Source organism: Streptomyces sp. Ag82_O1-12, assembly GCF_900182715.1.
Classification (GTDB): domain Bacteria; phylum Actinomycetota; class Actinomycetes; order Streptomycetales; family Streptomycetaceae; genus Streptomyces; species Streptomyces massasporeus.
Genome location: NZ_FXUW01000001.1, coordinates 1,197,213 through 1,210,257, shown reverse-complemented (window position 1 = coordinate 1,210,257; position 13,045 = coordinate 1,197,213). Strand labels below are relative to the sequence as shown.

Annotated in this window: 13 protein-coding genes and 1 pseudogene; 5 read left to right on the top strand and 9 right to left on the bottom strand. The window is 73.7% G+C overall.

Going from position 1 to position 13,045, the window contains the following annotated elements; all coding sequences use genetic code 11:
* Window positions 1-43: 43 nt before the first annotated feature.
* The 3 genes and pseudogenes from QOL88_RS05575 to QOL88_RS05565 form a co-directional block, all read right to left on the bottom strand.
* A pseudogene (locus QOL88_RS05575) lies at window positions 44-1,289 on the bottom strand (aminotransferase-like domain-containing protein).
* Window positions 1,286-2,116: an alpha/beta fold hydrolase gene (locus QOL88_RS05570; RefSeq protein WP_097215363.1), complete on the bottom strand. Its 831-nt coding sequence runs from the start codon at window positions 2,114-2,116 to the stop codon at window positions 1,286-1,288. The pseudogene QOL88_RS05575 and the gene QOL88_RS05570 overlap by 4 nt, the downstream one beginning before the upstream one ends.
* A gap of 104 nt (window positions 2,117-2,220) precedes the next feature.
* Window positions 2,221-2,874: an NADPH-dependent F420 reductase gene (locus QOL88_RS05565; RefSeq protein WP_097222875.1), complete on the bottom strand. Its 654-nt coding sequence runs from the start codon at window positions 2,872-2,874 to the stop codon at window positions 2,221-2,223.
* 109 nt (window positions 2,875-2,983) lie between these two features.
* Between QOL88_RS05565 and QOL88_RS05560 the strand changes: the two genes are divergently transcribed.
* Both QOL88_RS05560 and QOL88_RS05555 read left to right on the top strand, forming a co-directional pair.
* On the top strand, window positions 2,984-3,868 hold the full coding sequence (locus QOL88_RS05560) for an RNA polymerase sigma-70 factor (protein ID WP_097215362.1): 885 nt from the start codon (window positions 2,984-2,986) through the stop codon (window positions 3,866-3,868).
* Window positions 3,869-4,035: 167 nt separating this feature from the next.
* A complete protein-coding gene (locus QOL88_RS05555; protein WP_097215361.1) occupies window positions 4,036-4,797 on the top strand; it encodes a GntR family transcriptional regulator in 762 nt (253 codons plus the stop codon).
* A gap of 31 nt (window positions 4,798-4,828) precedes the next feature.
* Here the strand turns inward: QOL88_RS05555 and QOL88_RS05550 are convergent, their stop codons facing one another.
* The 3 genes from QOL88_RS05550 to QOL88_RS05540 all read right to left on the bottom strand — a co-directional run bounded on the left by QOL88_RS05550 (window position 4,829) and on the right by QOL88_RS05540 (window position 7,913).
* Window positions 4,829-5,977 carry an ROK family transcriptional regulator gene (locus QOL88_RS05550; protein ID WP_097215360.1) on the bottom strand — a complete coding sequence of 383 codons (1,149 nt, stop codon included), beginning with the start codon at window positions 5,975-5,977 and terminating at the stop codon, window positions 4,829-4,831.
* 89 nt (window positions 5,978-6,066) lie between these two features.
* Entirely contained in the window at window positions 6,067-6,729 is a 663-nt protein-coding gene (locus tag QOL88_RS05545) for a response regulator (RefSeq protein WP_097215359.1), read from the bottom strand.
* Window positions 6,730-6,743: 14 nt separating this feature from the next.
* Window positions 6,744-7,913, bottom strand: a complete 1,170-nt coding sequence (locus QOL88_RS05540) for a sensor histidine kinase (protein WP_097215358.1) — start codon at window positions 7,911-7,913, stop codon at window positions 6,744-6,746.
* Window positions 7,914-8,021: 108 nt separating this feature from the next.
* Here QOL88_RS05540 and QOL88_RS05535 point away from each other — a divergent pair, with 108 nt between their 5' ends.
* Genes QOL88_RS05535 through QOL88_RS05525 form a run of 3 tightly spaced genes read left to right on the top strand, consistent with a single transcriptional unit; the run spans window position 8,022 to window position 10,157 of the window.
* Window positions 8,022-8,942 carry an ABC transporter ATP-binding protein gene (locus tag QOL88_RS05535; RefSeq protein WP_097215357.1) on the top strand — a complete coding sequence of 307 codons (921 nt, stop codon included), beginning with the start codon at window positions 8,022-8,024 and terminating at the stop codon, window positions 8,940-8,942.
* Window positions 8,943-8,944: 2 nt separating this feature from the next.
* Window positions 8,945-9,670 (top strand): ABC transporter permease, encoded by a 726-nt coding sequence (locus QOL88_RS05530; RefSeq protein ID WP_097215356.1) that lies wholly within the window; start codon window positions 8,945-8,947, stop codon window positions 9,668-9,670.
* A 55-nt stretch (window positions 9,671-9,725) separates the two neighbouring features.
* Window positions 9,726-10,157 (top strand): hypothetical protein, encoded by a 432-nt coding sequence (locus QOL88_RS05525; RefSeq protein ID WP_097215355.1) that lies wholly within the window; start codon window positions 9,726-9,728, stop codon window positions 10,155-10,157.
* A gap of 4 nt (window positions 10,158-10,161) precedes the next feature.
* Here QOL88_RS05525 and mug read toward each other — a convergent pair whose 3' ends face one another.
* The 3 genes from mug to QOL88_RS05510 form a co-directional block, all read right to left on the bottom strand.
* A complete protein-coding gene (mug, locus tag QOL88_RS05520; protein ID WP_097215354.1) occupies window positions 10,162-10,707 on the bottom strand; it encodes a G/U mismatch-specific DNA glycosylase in 546 nt (181 codons plus the stop codon).
* A gap of 13 nt (window positions 10,708-10,720) precedes the next feature.
* The gene (purB, locus tag QOL88_RS05515) at window positions 10,721-12,163 is read right to left on the bottom strand and encodes an adenylosuccinate lyase (RefSeq protein ID WP_097215353.1); all 1,443 of its coding nucleotides are present in this window, start codon (window positions 12,161-12,163) and stop codon (window positions 10,721-10,723) included.
* Between the two features lie 91 nt (window positions 12,164-12,254).
* Window positions 12,255-13,034: an SGNH/GDSL hydrolase family protein gene (locus QOL88_RS05510; protein WP_097215352.1), complete on the bottom strand. Its 780-nt coding sequence runs from the start codon at window positions 13,032-13,034 to the stop codon at window positions 12,255-12,257.
* Between the last annotated feature and the right edge of the window lie 11 nt (window positions 13,035-13,045).

The window sequence follows — 13,045 nt, the reverse complement described above, 5'->3', positions numbered from 1 at the left end:
GAACAACTGACCGCAGGGTGAGGGAACGCGCGAACCGGTCGGCTCACCCGGTCGCCGCCTCGGCCATCAGACGCACGCCCTCGGCGATCCGGGCGGTCGGCACATGGGCGTAGCCCAGGACGAGCCGGATCTCCTTGTCCCCCTCGGGCCCGGCCGCCGCGTGGGCGTAGGCCGAGAGCGGGCGCACCGTGACCCCCGCCTCCGCCACACACGCGAGGAACCGCTCCTCGGGCCCGTACCGCTGCGGCAGCGTGGCGATCACGTGCAGGCCCGCGGCGATCCCGGACCCCTCGGGGAAGTGCGCGTCGAGGGCGGTGACCAGCGCGTCGCGCCGGTCGCGGTAGGCGCGCTGGCAGCGGCGCAACTGGCGGTCGTAGTCGCCGCGCTCCAGGAACCGGGCGAACAGGACCTGGTCGAGGGCCGGGTGGCCGAGATCCATCGTGCGCCTGCGTTCGACGACCTCCTCCGTCCAGGACTCCGGCACCAGCAGCCGGCCAAGCCGCAGGCCCGGCGCGAGGGACTTGCTGACCGAGCCCGTGTACGCCACGTGGTCCGGGTCGAGGCCCCGGAGCGCGCCGACGGAAGCACGGTCGTAACGGAAGTCACCGTCGTAGTCGTCCTCCAGGACGATGCCGTCCACCGACCGCGCCCAGTCCAGCAGTTCCGCGCGCCGCCGGGCCGAGTAGGCGAGGCCGGTGGGGAACTGGTGGGCCGGAGTCGTCACCAGGGCCCGCCCGCCCGAGGACCGCAGCGGCTCCAGGGCGGGCCCTCGTCGTCCAGCGGCAGCGCGCCACGGCGGTGACACCGGCCGAGGCGTACAGCGCGTCGTGCTGGGGACCGCCCGGGTCCTCCACACCGACGGTGCGCACCCCGCGCGCGTGCAGCGCGAAACCGAGCAGTGCCGTTGCCCGGGCCACTCCGGAGACGACCACGATCCGCTCCGGGTCGGCCACCACGCCCCGCCGCCGGGCGAGCAGTTCGGCCAGCGCGGTCCGCAGCCTCGCCGGCCCGCACGGTCCGCAGCCTCGCCGGCCCGCGCGGTCGGGGTAGCCCAGCTCCTGGTTCGGCAGTTCCGCCAGCACACCGCGCTGCGCGGCGGCCCACGCGGCGCGCGGGAAAAGGGCCAGGTCCGGCGTCCCGGGCACGAAGTCCGCGCGGGCGCCGGGGATGCGCGGAGCCAGGTCGTGCGCCCGCGGCGGCGCGGCCCTGACGGCCGCGCCCACCCCGGTCCCGGCGCCCCGGCCGCTGAGCAGACCCTGGAAGGTTCGCCGCCCCCCGGGGCGGGTCAGCGGCTGCCGTCGAGGACCACCCGGGCCACCAGCGCCGGGTCGTCGTTCATCGGGACATGGCCGCAGCCGGGCAGCCGCACCAGCCTGGCCCGCGGGATCACGCCCTTGGCGCGCACGCCCTGGCGGGGGATGAGCAGCCGGTCCCGGCTGCCCCACGCCACGGTGACCGGCGTGCCCACGATGTCGTCGGTGAACTGCACGGTCCGCCCGGAGCGCAGTGTCTCGGAGAAGCCCTGGGCGTTCGCCAGCGCGAGCGTCTCCGCGACCACGGCCTCGGGTGAGCGGCGGCCCGGGCGGGCGTAGATGGTGCTGGTCAGCAGGGTGCGGCCGAGGGCCGGGCGGGCCAGCCGCTCGACCACGGGCGGCGGCAGGCGCCGGGCGATCTGCCGCATCGTCGACAGCACGGTGAAGGCGTAGCGGCGCTCGGCCTCGTTCCAGAACCCGGCGGGGGACAGCGCGGTCACCGAGCGGACGAGCTGGGCCCGCGCCAGGTCCAGCGCCAGCAGGCCGCCGAGCGAGTTGCCCGCGACGTGCGGCCGTTCGATCTCCAGCGCCCCGAAGAGCGCCTTGAGGACCGTGCTCATCGTGGGCAGGTCGTGCGCCATGCCGTCCGGGAGCGCCGGTGAATCGCCGCAGCCGGGCAGGTCCACGGCGATCACGTCGCGTTCGGCCGCGAGCGCGGGGATCACCGGTTCCCAGGCCTGCCGGTGGTGGCCGATGCCGTGCAGCAGGAGCAGCGGTTCGCCGCTGCCCCGGCGTGTGTAGGACAGGGTCACGCTCTGCTCGCCCTGCGCGGAGGCGACTTTGAAGGAGACGGTGGCGGACATGGGGTGCTCCTCGGCTGTACTCGCTGACGGACTCCGTAGACAGCTTGTCAGCAATTGCTACCCACGGGTAGCCCCACGGGGGCGCCATCACGGCGCCGGTCCGCTCAACGGGCCCGCCGCACCTCCAGGTTGAACTCACCGTGCCCGAATTTCTGGAACAGGCCGACCCACAGGGGCAGCCACATCTCCACGGCGCGAGCCGCCCGGATGCCGCCCAGGTCGAGGACGCGCTCCGCGGGCCAGCCGAATTCCCCGAGCAGCGCCGTCACCTGCTCCTTGGCGCCCGGGTCGTCCCCGCAGACGAAGACATGGTGCTCGCCCGGCACACTGGCCGGATCCACCATCACCCGGCAGTTGACCGTGTTGAGCGACTTCACCACGCGCGCGTGCGCAAACGCCCGCTGGATCTGCTCGCCCACGCTGTCCGATTCGACCGGTGACAGCCGCAGCTCGCCCTCCTCGAACGCCAGCGGGTTGGACACGTCCACGACGACCTTCCCGTCGACGTTCTCCGCCCCGGCCGCCTCCAGCGCGGCGAGCGCCACCCGCCCGCCGACCGCGTTCACCACGACCTCACCGAACTCCGCCGCCTCGGCGAACGTGCCCGCGCCCGCGTTCGGGCCGGCCGAAGCGGCCCACTGCACGGCGGCCGTGTTGTCCCGCGTGCGCGAGCCGAGCCGCACCTCGTGACCCAGCTCCACCAGCCGTCCGCCGAGCGTGCGCCCGACCTGCCCCGTGCCCAGCACCGCGTACCGCATCGCCACCTCCGCAGCCGTGCCGCCGATCACCGGCGTCCTGTCGGCCATTCTGTCCGGGAAGGAGTGGTTCCGCCTGGACAGAGCACCGTCGGTGGGCTGGGATGGAGCCGTGACCACCGAGACCGTGACCGACGTCTTCGAAGCCCACCGTCCCGTCCTGCTGGGCGTCGCGTACCGCATGCTGGGCCGCGTCGCCGACGCGGAGGACGTGGTCCAGGAGGCCTGGCTGCGCTGGTCCGGCGCACCTCGCGAGGACGTGCGCGAACCGCGCGGCTACCTCGTGCGGATCACCACCCGGCTCGCCATCGACCGCCTGCGCCAGATCAAGGCACGCGGCGAGACGTACGTCGGCCCCTGGCTGCCCGAGCCGTACGTCACCGACTTCGGCGACACCGTGCCCGACACCGCCGAGCGGGCCGTGCTCGCCGACTCCGTCTCCGTCGCCGTCCTCGTCGTGCTGGAGTCGCTGTCACCGCTGGAGCGGGCCGTGTTCGTGCTGCGCGAGGCCTTCGCCTTCCCCTACGCCGACATCGCCGCCATGCTCGACCGCGGCGAACCGGCGGTGCGTCAGCTGGCCGGGCGGGCCCGCAAGCACGTCGAGGAGCGGCGCCCCCGTTACGAGGTCGACCCCGCCCAGCGTCGCGATTTCACCGAGCGGTTCCTCGCCGCTGCGGCCGACGGCGACCTCGAAGGCCTGATGGCACTGCTCGCCCCCGAGGTCCGGCTCGTCGGCGACAGCGGCGGCAAGTCACAGGCGCCGCTGCGGGTCCTGCAGAGCGCCGACAAGGTGGGCCGCTTCCTCGTCGGCGTCGCACAGAAGAGCCTCCCCGGCCTGTCCGTGCGGTTCCTGGAGCTCAACGGCGGCCCGGCCGCGCTGATCCTGTCCGGCGGCCGGCCCGACTCCGTCTTCCAGCTCGACGTGGCCGACGGCCGCGTGCAGTCGGTCTACATCGTCCGCAACCCCGACAAACTGCGGTCGCTGGCCGCAGCCTAGACCGCCGCCGAGCCGGTCAGCGGCCCCTCGGTACCGGCCCCGTGAACGTTCCCGGCCATTGGTCTTGACCAAGGATCAGGGCCGCCCTATGGTCGCAGAGAAGTGCAACAACCTTTAATAAACAAGGGCTCTAAAACGCCGCCGACCAGGCGATTGCGGAGGACAGGGTGGGGACCACGCAGCTGGAATCGGTGCAGGAACCGAAGTACTGGCATCTCAAGACGGTGCTCAGTGAAGCGCTCGACTCGGAGTTCGCGGTGGGCGAGATCCTGCCCAACGAGCGCGACCTCGCGGCCCGCTTCGGCGTCGCCCGCGCCACGCTGCGCCAGGCACTGGAGCAGCTCGAACTCGAAGGCAGGCTGCAGCGCCGCCGCGGTGTCGGTACGACCGTCGCGCCGCCCCGCGTGGGCGTCTCCCTCGGCACCGGCCCGCACACCTGGCCGGGCGGCCCCGAGGACGACTGGCAGCCCGCCGACTGCACCACGGCCGTGCCGCCGGCGGCCGTCGCCGACGCGCTGGAGACCGGCCGCGACGAGCCGGTGCACATCGTGCGGCGCTCCCGCGTCTCGCACGGCCGGCCGGTCGCCGCGGAACTGCTGTACATCCCGCAGCCCTCGGTGCCCGAGCTCTCCGGCATCGACGCGCCGTCCGGAGCGGCACGCGCGCGTGCGGTGCTGCGGGAGCTGCAACGGCTGGAGCTGGAACGGCAGGAGAACGCGGTGGAGCTCGGCTCCGCCGGGGCCGAGGAGGCGAAGGAGCTGGACCGGCTGCCGGGAGCGCCCGTGCTGGTGGTGACCACTCGGTTCGTGGCCGGGGGGCGTACGTCCGCGTTGTCGGTGGCCACGTACCGGGCTGACACGTGCCGGTTGACCTTCGGTGACTCGGGTGGCGTGGAGATTCACGCCGGACCTCGGCAGAAGGCGTCCTGACCTTTCGGGCGCGGGGGGAGCCCCCGCGCCCCTAAAGGGGACGCTGTTCCACCGCGAACAGCTGCTCCTCCACATGGTCCAGGGCCAGGCGCAGGGCGCCGGTCGCCACTGCCGCGTCTCCCAGGGCGGAGAGGGTCACCGCCGGGGGGCGCAGGCAGTAGCGGGCGAGCTCCTCGCGGAGGGGGGCCAGGACACCGTCCAGGCCCGCCGCCCAGCCGCCGATGACGACCAGCTCGGGGTCCAGGGCGAGGACGAGGGCCGCCACGTCGTGGACCAGGCGCTGATTGAAGCGTTCGACGGCCGCGCGGGCCCGCTGGTCGCCCTCACGGGCCTGCGCGAAGACCGCGGCGACGGCCTGCTCGTCGAGCGGGTGGAGAGGTTCGTCCGTGGTGGACAGGAGCGTCTCCGGCGTCACCCCCCGGCCCAGCAGGTGCAGCGCGCCGATCTCGCCCGCCGCGCCGCCGTAGCCCCGGTGCAGCCGGCCCCCGATCAGCGAACCGGCCCCCGGGCTGAGCCCCGCCAGCACGAACACCACGTCGTCCGACTCGGTGGCCGCGCCCTTCCAGTGCTCGGCGACGGCCGCGGCGTTGGCGTCGTTCTCGACCAGGACCGGGCACTTGAACGACCGGCCCAGCCGCTCGCCCAGCCGCAGCCCCGTCCACCCCGGCAGCGCCGTGCCCAGCCGGACCGTGCCGTCGGCCTCGACGATCCCGGGCGTCGCCACGCCCACGGCCCGCAGCGAGCCGCGCGCGACCCCGGCCCGCCGCAGCAGCTCGGCGACGGCCCCGCGCAGCCGCTCCAGCCGCTCGTCGGCCCCCGCCGTCTCGGGCACCTCCTTGGCCTGGGCGCCGATCACCCGGCCGTCCAGGTCGGACAGCAGCGCGGCCACCCGGTGCGCCCCGATCTCCAGCCCGAGCAGATGCCCGGCCTCCGCCCGGAACCGGAACCGCCGCGCCGGACGCCCCTGCCGTCGGGCGGCGCCCTCCTCGGCGGCCTGCTCGACGACGAGCCCGGCCTCGATGAGCCCTTCGACGACGCCCTCCACGGTCGGCCGGGACAGACCCGTCACCCGGGTGATCTCGGTCAGCGTCGCGCAGTCCGTGGCGCGCAGCGCGTGCAGCACCACCGCGGAGTTGATCCTTCGCAGCAGCGAGGGATCCCCGCCGGTCAGCCGCCCCACGGTCCGTCCTCCCAGGTCGTGCGCGTGTTGGCCGGATCGTACTTCGGCAGGGCACACCCCGGCGAGGGGCGGGCGCCGGTCCTCGGTGATCAGCCCGGCGCCACGAAGCCCGACTCGTACGCCGCGATCACCGCCTGGGTGCGGTCCCGCGCACCCAGCTTCGACAGCACCGCGCTGACATGCGACTTCACCGTCTCGATCCCGACGATGAGCCGGGCGGCGATCTCCGCGTTCGACAGGCCCCGCGCCATCAGCCGCAGCACCTCGGCCTCGCGTTCGGTCAGCTGGGCCCGCTCCAGCACGGCCCGTGCCGCACGGTTTCCGCCGGTGTCGCCGTACTCGGCGGCGAGCTGCCGCACCGACGCCGGGAACAGCAGCGACTCGCCCTCGGCGATCAGCCGCACCGCGTGCACGATCTCGGCGGGCCGGGCCCGCTTCAGCAGGAACCCGTCGGCTCCCGCCCGCAACGCCTCGTAGACGTACTCGTCGTTCTCGAAGGTCGTCACCACGAGGATCCGCGGCGGATCGTCGACGGTCCGCAGCAGCGCCCGGGTGGCCTCGATGCCGTCCAGCAGTGGCATCCGTACGTCCATGGCGACCACGTCCGGCCGCAACCGTCGTACGAGCGGGATCACCGCCGCCCCGTCCGCGGCCTCCCCGACGACCTCGATGTCGGGCTGCGCCTCCAGCACGGCCCGCAGACCCGCGCGTACGAGGGGTTCGTCGTCGACGAGGAGAACGGTGACCGGCATCGGACCAGCGTAGATCAACTCAGCGGCAGTTCGGCATGGACCTGCCAGTCGCCTTCGTCGGGGCCGGTCCGGGCCCGGCCGCCGAGCAGCGCCGCGCGTTCCCGTATTCCGCGCAGACCGCTGCCACGCCCGGAGCCGGTGCCCCCGGCGGGCAGTGGGTTGCGTATGGCAAGGACGAGGGTGCCGTCGGCGACCCGCACACGGACGTGCACCGGGACCGCCCCCGCGTGCCGCAGCACGTTGGTCAGCGACTCCTGGAGGATCCGGTAGCCCTCCCTGGACACCGGCCCCGGCACGGTCTCCACGGGACCGGTCACCTCGGCGTCGACCTTCGCCCCGGAGGCCCGGGCCGACTCCAGCAGCCGGTCGGCGTCCGCGAGGGTCGGTCTGCCGCTCACCGGCTTCTCCGACTCGCGCAGGACGCCCAGCACCCGCTCCAGGTCCTCCAGGGCGGCCCGGCCCGTCTCCTCGATGGCGCCCAGGGCCCGGTCGGTGAAGGCGGGATCGCCCGCCGCCCGGGCGGCCCCCGCCTGCACCACGGCGACCGTGAGCGCGTGGCCGATGGAGTCGTGCAACTCGCGGGCGATCCGGGTGCGTTCCAGCAGCTGCTCGGTGCGCTCCTCCAGGGCGGCGAGCCGCTCCGCGGGGGACGGGCCGAGCAGGCGCAGAGCGATCCGCGTGATGAGGTGCCCCGAACCGACCACGACAGCGGCTGCCAGGGCCAGCGGCAGGGGCGCGAGCAGGGCGTGCCACCAGTGAGGGCCCTCGACGCGAAGCCAGGCGCCGCCCGCGCGCTCGCCGCCGAGCGCCGTCGACACCAGGTCCATCGCGAGGAGAAGGGCATGGACGCAGAGATGCGACACCAGGACGCCGAGGAGCAGCCGCGCCCCCAGCCACACCACCGTCCGCCCGCGATCGCCCCATGTGGCCGAGGGCGTGACCACGATCTCCGCGCTCTCGCTGCCGTTCCGATGGCCGGTCAGCAGCAGCCTGGCCTGCAACCCCTCCACGACCCGCATGGCGGGGAGCAGGCCCGCGAGTCCGAGCACCACGGTCGCCGTGCCCACGGTCCACCACGCCTCGTCGATGAACAGCCACAGGGCGGGCCACACGATGGCCATGGAGAGATGCAGCCACCGCGTGTACGTCACCGCCCGGGTGAAGGGGCGCACCATGCGGACCATGGCGTCATCGTGCCAGCCGGCACCGACAGCGAGCCTCCCCCGCGCGGGGGAGACGATCTCCACCGCCGGGGGAGGACCGCACCCCGGTCCGACCGCCACGCTGCTGCCATGACCAGCATCGACGTCCAGGACCTCACCAAGGAGTTCGGCGGCCGGCGAGCCGTGGACCGGCTCACCGTCCGTGTGCAGCCCGGCCGCGTCACCGGCTTCCTCGGCCCGAACGGCGCCGGGAAGTCCACCACCATGCGGCTGGTGCTCGGCCTCGACCGGCCGACCGCCGGTTCCGCCACGATCGGCGGCCGGCCCTACGCGACGCTCCACGAACCCCTGCGCCACGTCGGAGCCCTGCTCGACGCGCAGGCCGCGCACGGCTCCCGCACCGCCCGCGACCACCTCCGCGTCCTGGCGGCGAGCAACCGCATCCCGGACCGGCGGGCCGACGAGGTCCTGGAGGAGACGGGCCTGGCGTCGGTGGCCCGGCGCCGCGTGCGGACGTACTCCCTGGGCATGCGCCAGCGGCTCGGCATCGCCGCCGCCCTGCTGGGCGACCCCGAGGTGGTCATGCTGGACGAGCCGTCCAACGGACTCGACCCCGAAGGCATCGTGTGGATCAGGCGGTTGCTGCGCCGGCTCGCGCAGGAGGGCCGCACGGTCCTGGTCTCCAGCCATCTGATGAACGAGACCGCGTCCTTCGCCGACCACCTCGTCGTCCTCGGCCGGGGCCGGCTCCTCGCCGACACCCCCATGCGGGACTTCATCCACGCGCGCGTGCAGCCCCGCGTGCGCATCCGCACGACCGACCCCGTCGCGCTCGAGTCGGCCCTCGCCCGGCACGGCCACGACGCGCAGGAGCACACGGACGGGCACTGGACCGTGCACGACGCACGGGTGGAGGACATCGGCCGCATCGCCTCGGCCGCGGGGGTGCCCATCCTGGAACTGGCCGCCGAGGAGGGCACGTTGGAGCAGGCCTACTTCGACCTCACCGGGGCCGAGACCGAGTTCACCGCACAGCACCAGGAGGCCTGACCATGGAATTCACGCCCGTACTGCGCTCCGAGTGGCTGAAGATCCGCACCCTGCGCTCGCTGCCGGGGGCGCTGCTGGCGCTGTTCGCGGCGACCACGGCGTTCTCCGCGCTCGCCGGAGTCTCCGATGCCTCGGACCCCGGTTTCGATCCGCTGTTCACGTCCCTGTCCGGCGTCCTCCCGGGCCAGATCGCGGCCATCTCGTTCGGGGCCATGGCCGTGTCGTCGGAGTTCCACCAGGGCGCGCTCCGGCTCTCGCTGGCCGCGGTGCCGCGGCGCGGCCGGTGGTTCGCGGCCAAGACGGCCGTCATCGCCGTACCCGCGCTCCTCACGGGGCTGGTGACGGCCCTCGCCGCCCTTCTGGTGGGCCGGGCGGGCCTCGGCCCGGCGGCCGACACGCTCAGCACCGGCGAGCAGACGCGCGGTGTCCTGGGCTGCGGCGTGTACCTCATGCTGATGGCCCTGTTCGCCGCGGGTGTCGCCGCCCTGCTCCGCAGCGGCGTTGCCACCCTCTCCCTGCTGGTGCCGTTCATCCTCGTCGTGTCGTTCGTGATCGGCGACGCCTCGGGCACCGTCGCCGACTTCCTGCCCGACAAGGCCGGGCAGTTGGTCCTCAGGGAGACCTACGACGGCATGCTCGGGCCGTGGTCGGGGCTCGCGGTGACCGCGCTGTGGACGGCCGCGGCGCTGCTCGCGGGTGCCTGGAGCGTGCGCCGCAGGGACGCCTGAGGGCGAGCCGGTTGATGCCCCGCCACGTGTCAGCGGCGGCGGGTTTACTGGACCCATGAACATCGCACAGCACATCGCCCTCATCGACGAGCTGTGCTACCGCCCCTTTCCGGCGGAGCACGGCCCGTCGGACGTCGGTGCCTCGGGGCCCGGTCACCACATCGCGGTGTTAGAGGCCGCGACCGACGACGACCCGGCGACCAGAGCGGTGACGATCGACCAGTTCGAGAAGGACCGCGACGCCGTCCACGAGCTCCTCGCCTCCCGCTGGGGCGACACCCCTCCGTACAACCTGCGGACCGTCCTGCTGCGCACCGAGCGGGAGGAGATACCCGCGCCATGGGCGGAGTTGAGTGCCCGGGCGGGCGTCGCGCACCTGTGGGAGGTGGAGGGCACCGGCCGCTGGGTCGCCGTGGCGGTCGCGGACCGGGACCCCTCGCGGGAGGTCCAACTGCTGGCCCTGGTCACGGAGACGGACCCCCCGTAGGCGATCAGCTTCCGGCGGCTTCCCGGAGCCGTCCGAACTCCTCGGCCATCGTGTCGAGCGTCCAGTGCGCGTTCAGCCCGCTCGGATTCGGCAGCACCCACACCCGTGTGTCCCCGATCGTCCGCGTCTGCGGCCCCACCTGCGCCTTAGGGTCGTCGAAGGCCGCGCGGTACGCGGTCACCCCCACCACGGCCAGCCAACGCGGCCGCAGCCCTTCCACCTTCGCCGCGAGCAGCCGCCCGCCCTCCCGGTACTCCTCGGCGCTCAGCTCGTCGGCCCGCGCGGAGGCCCGCGCCACCACATTGGTGATGCCGAGCCCGTACGACAGCAACTCCCGCTGCTCGGACGGCTTCAGCAGCCGCGGCGTGAAACCGGACCGGTGCAGCACCGGCCAGAAGCGGTTGCCCGGGCGGGCGAAGTGATGGCCCGTCGCGGCCGTCATCAGGCCCGGGTTGATGCCGCAGAACAGGACGTGCAGACCCTCCGCGACCACGTCGGGCACGACGCGGTCGCGGGCGGCCTCCAACTCCTCTGGCGTGAAACGCGCCATCAGGACAGGGGCGTCAGAGGATCGCGCCGGGCGTGTAGCCCGCGGCCTGGGGGTGCTGCTTCACGATCTCCTCGACCCGGGCGACGACGGCGGCGACCTGGTCGCCGGCGGCACCGGTGAAGGACAGCTTGTCGGCCATCAGCGCGTCCAGCTGGTCCCGGTCCAGCGGGATGCGCGCGTCGGCGGCCAGCTTGTCGAGCAGCTCGTTGCGCTCGGCGCCCTGCTCGCGCATGGCGAGCGCGGAGGCGACGGCGTTCTCCTTGATCGCCTCGTGCGCGAGCTCCCGGCCGACGCCCGCGCGCACGGCGCCCATGAGCACCTTGGTGGTGGCGAGGAAGGGCAGGTAGCGGTCCAGCTCACGGGCGACGACCGCCGGGAACGCGCCGAACTCGTCGAGGACCGTCAGGAACGTCTCCAGCAGGCCGTCCAGGGCGAAGAACGCGTCCGGCAGCGCGACCCGGCGCACCACCGAGCAGGACACGTCGCCCTCGTTCCACTGGTCGCCCGCCAGCTCGCCGGTCATCGAGGCGTAGCCGCGCAGGATCACCATCAGGCCGTTGACGCGCTCGCAGGAGCGGGTGTTCATCTTGTGCGGCATCGCCGAGGAGCCGACCTGGCCGGGCTTGAAGCCCTCGGTGACCAGCTCGTGCCCGGCCATCAGCCGGATCGTCTTGGCCAGCGACGACGGGGCCGCCGCCAGCTGCACCAGCGCGGTCACGACCTCGTAGTCCAGCGAGCGCGGGTAGACCTGGCCGACCGAGGTGAACGCCTGCGAGAAGCCCAGGTGCGTGGCGATCCGCTGCTCCAGCTCCGCGAGCTTCCCGGCGTCCCCGCCGAGCAGGTCCAGCATGTCCTGCGCGGTGCCGACCGGGCCCTTGATGCCGCGCAGCGGGTAGCGGCCCAGCAGCTCCTCGACCCGGCCGTACGCGACGAGCAGTTCGTCGGTGGCGGTGGCGAAGCGCTTGCCGAGGGTGGTGGCCTGCGCGGCGACGTTGTGGGAGCGGCCGGCCATGACCAGCTCGCCGTACTCGCCGGACAGCTTGCCGAGCCGGGCCAGGACGGCGACCGTGCGGTCGCGCACCAGCTCCAGCGAGAGGCGGATCTGGAGCTGCTCGACGTTCTCGGTGAGGTCGCGGGAGGTCATGCCCTTGTGCACGTGCTCGTGCCCGGCGAGGTCGTTGAACTCCTCGATCCGCGCCTTCACGTCGTGCCGCGTGACCTTCTCGCGCTCGGCGATCGAGGCCAGGTCGACGGTGTCGAGAACACGCTCGTAGTCGGCGAGCGCCGCGTCCGGCACCTCGATCCCGAGGTCCTTCTGGGCCCGCAGCACGGCGAGCCAGAGCCGGCGCTCCAGCTTCACCTTCTGCTCGGGCGACCAGAGCGTGGCGAGCTCGGTGGAGGCGTAGCGTCCGGCGAGGACGTTCGGGATGCGGGGCTTGGCGGGAGCGGAAGTCACGTGCACGGATTCTACTGGCGATTCGTGCAGGCCAGCGCCGCGGGTGTCCTTGTCGGAACCTACGAGAGCTCCGGGCCCTCTCCACCTGGGGCTACACCCGGTCCTCGTACGGCAGCAGCTCGGGCCTCTTCGGGGGCAGTCCGTCACCCGAGGAGCGGCCCGTCAGGCGGCGGCCTATCCACGGCAACAGGTGCTGCCGGGCGAACCGGGCGTCCGCCACGCGCCGCATGACCCAGCCCGGCGGCAGGGTCGCCGCCATCGGCGTGTGCCACTCGGCGTCCTCGGGGTCGTGGCCCAGTGTCTGCCACACCGCCTCCGCGACCCGGCGGTGGCCCTCGGCCGTCAGGTGCAGCCGGTCCACGTCCCACATCCGCGGGTCGCTCAGGGACGGCGCGCCGTACAGGTCGACGACGATCGCGCCGTGCCGGGCGGCCAGCTCGTCGACGCAGGCGAACAGCTCCTCCATGCGGGGCCGGAACCGCTCCAGGACGGGGCCCTGCCGGCCCGGGCTGCGCATCAGGACGAGCTGCCGGCAGGCGGGTGCCAGCTTCTCCACGGCCTCCTCCAGGAGTCCGCGGACCCGGCCCATGTCGCATTTGGGCCGCAGCGTGTCATTGAGCCCGCCGACCAGGGTGATCACGTCGGCACCCATGGCCGCCGCGACGTCGACCTGCTCGTCGACGATCTGCTGGATCAGCTTGCCGCGCACGGCGAGGTTGGCGTACCGGAAGCCGGGCGTGCGGGCCGCCATCCGCGCGGCGAGCAGGTCGGCCCAGCCCCGGTAGGTGCCGTCGGGCATCAGGTCCGACATGCCCTCGGTGAAGGAGTCGCCGACGGCGACCAGGCTGCTGTAGGTGGGGTTCGTCTGCATGGCGACGGAAA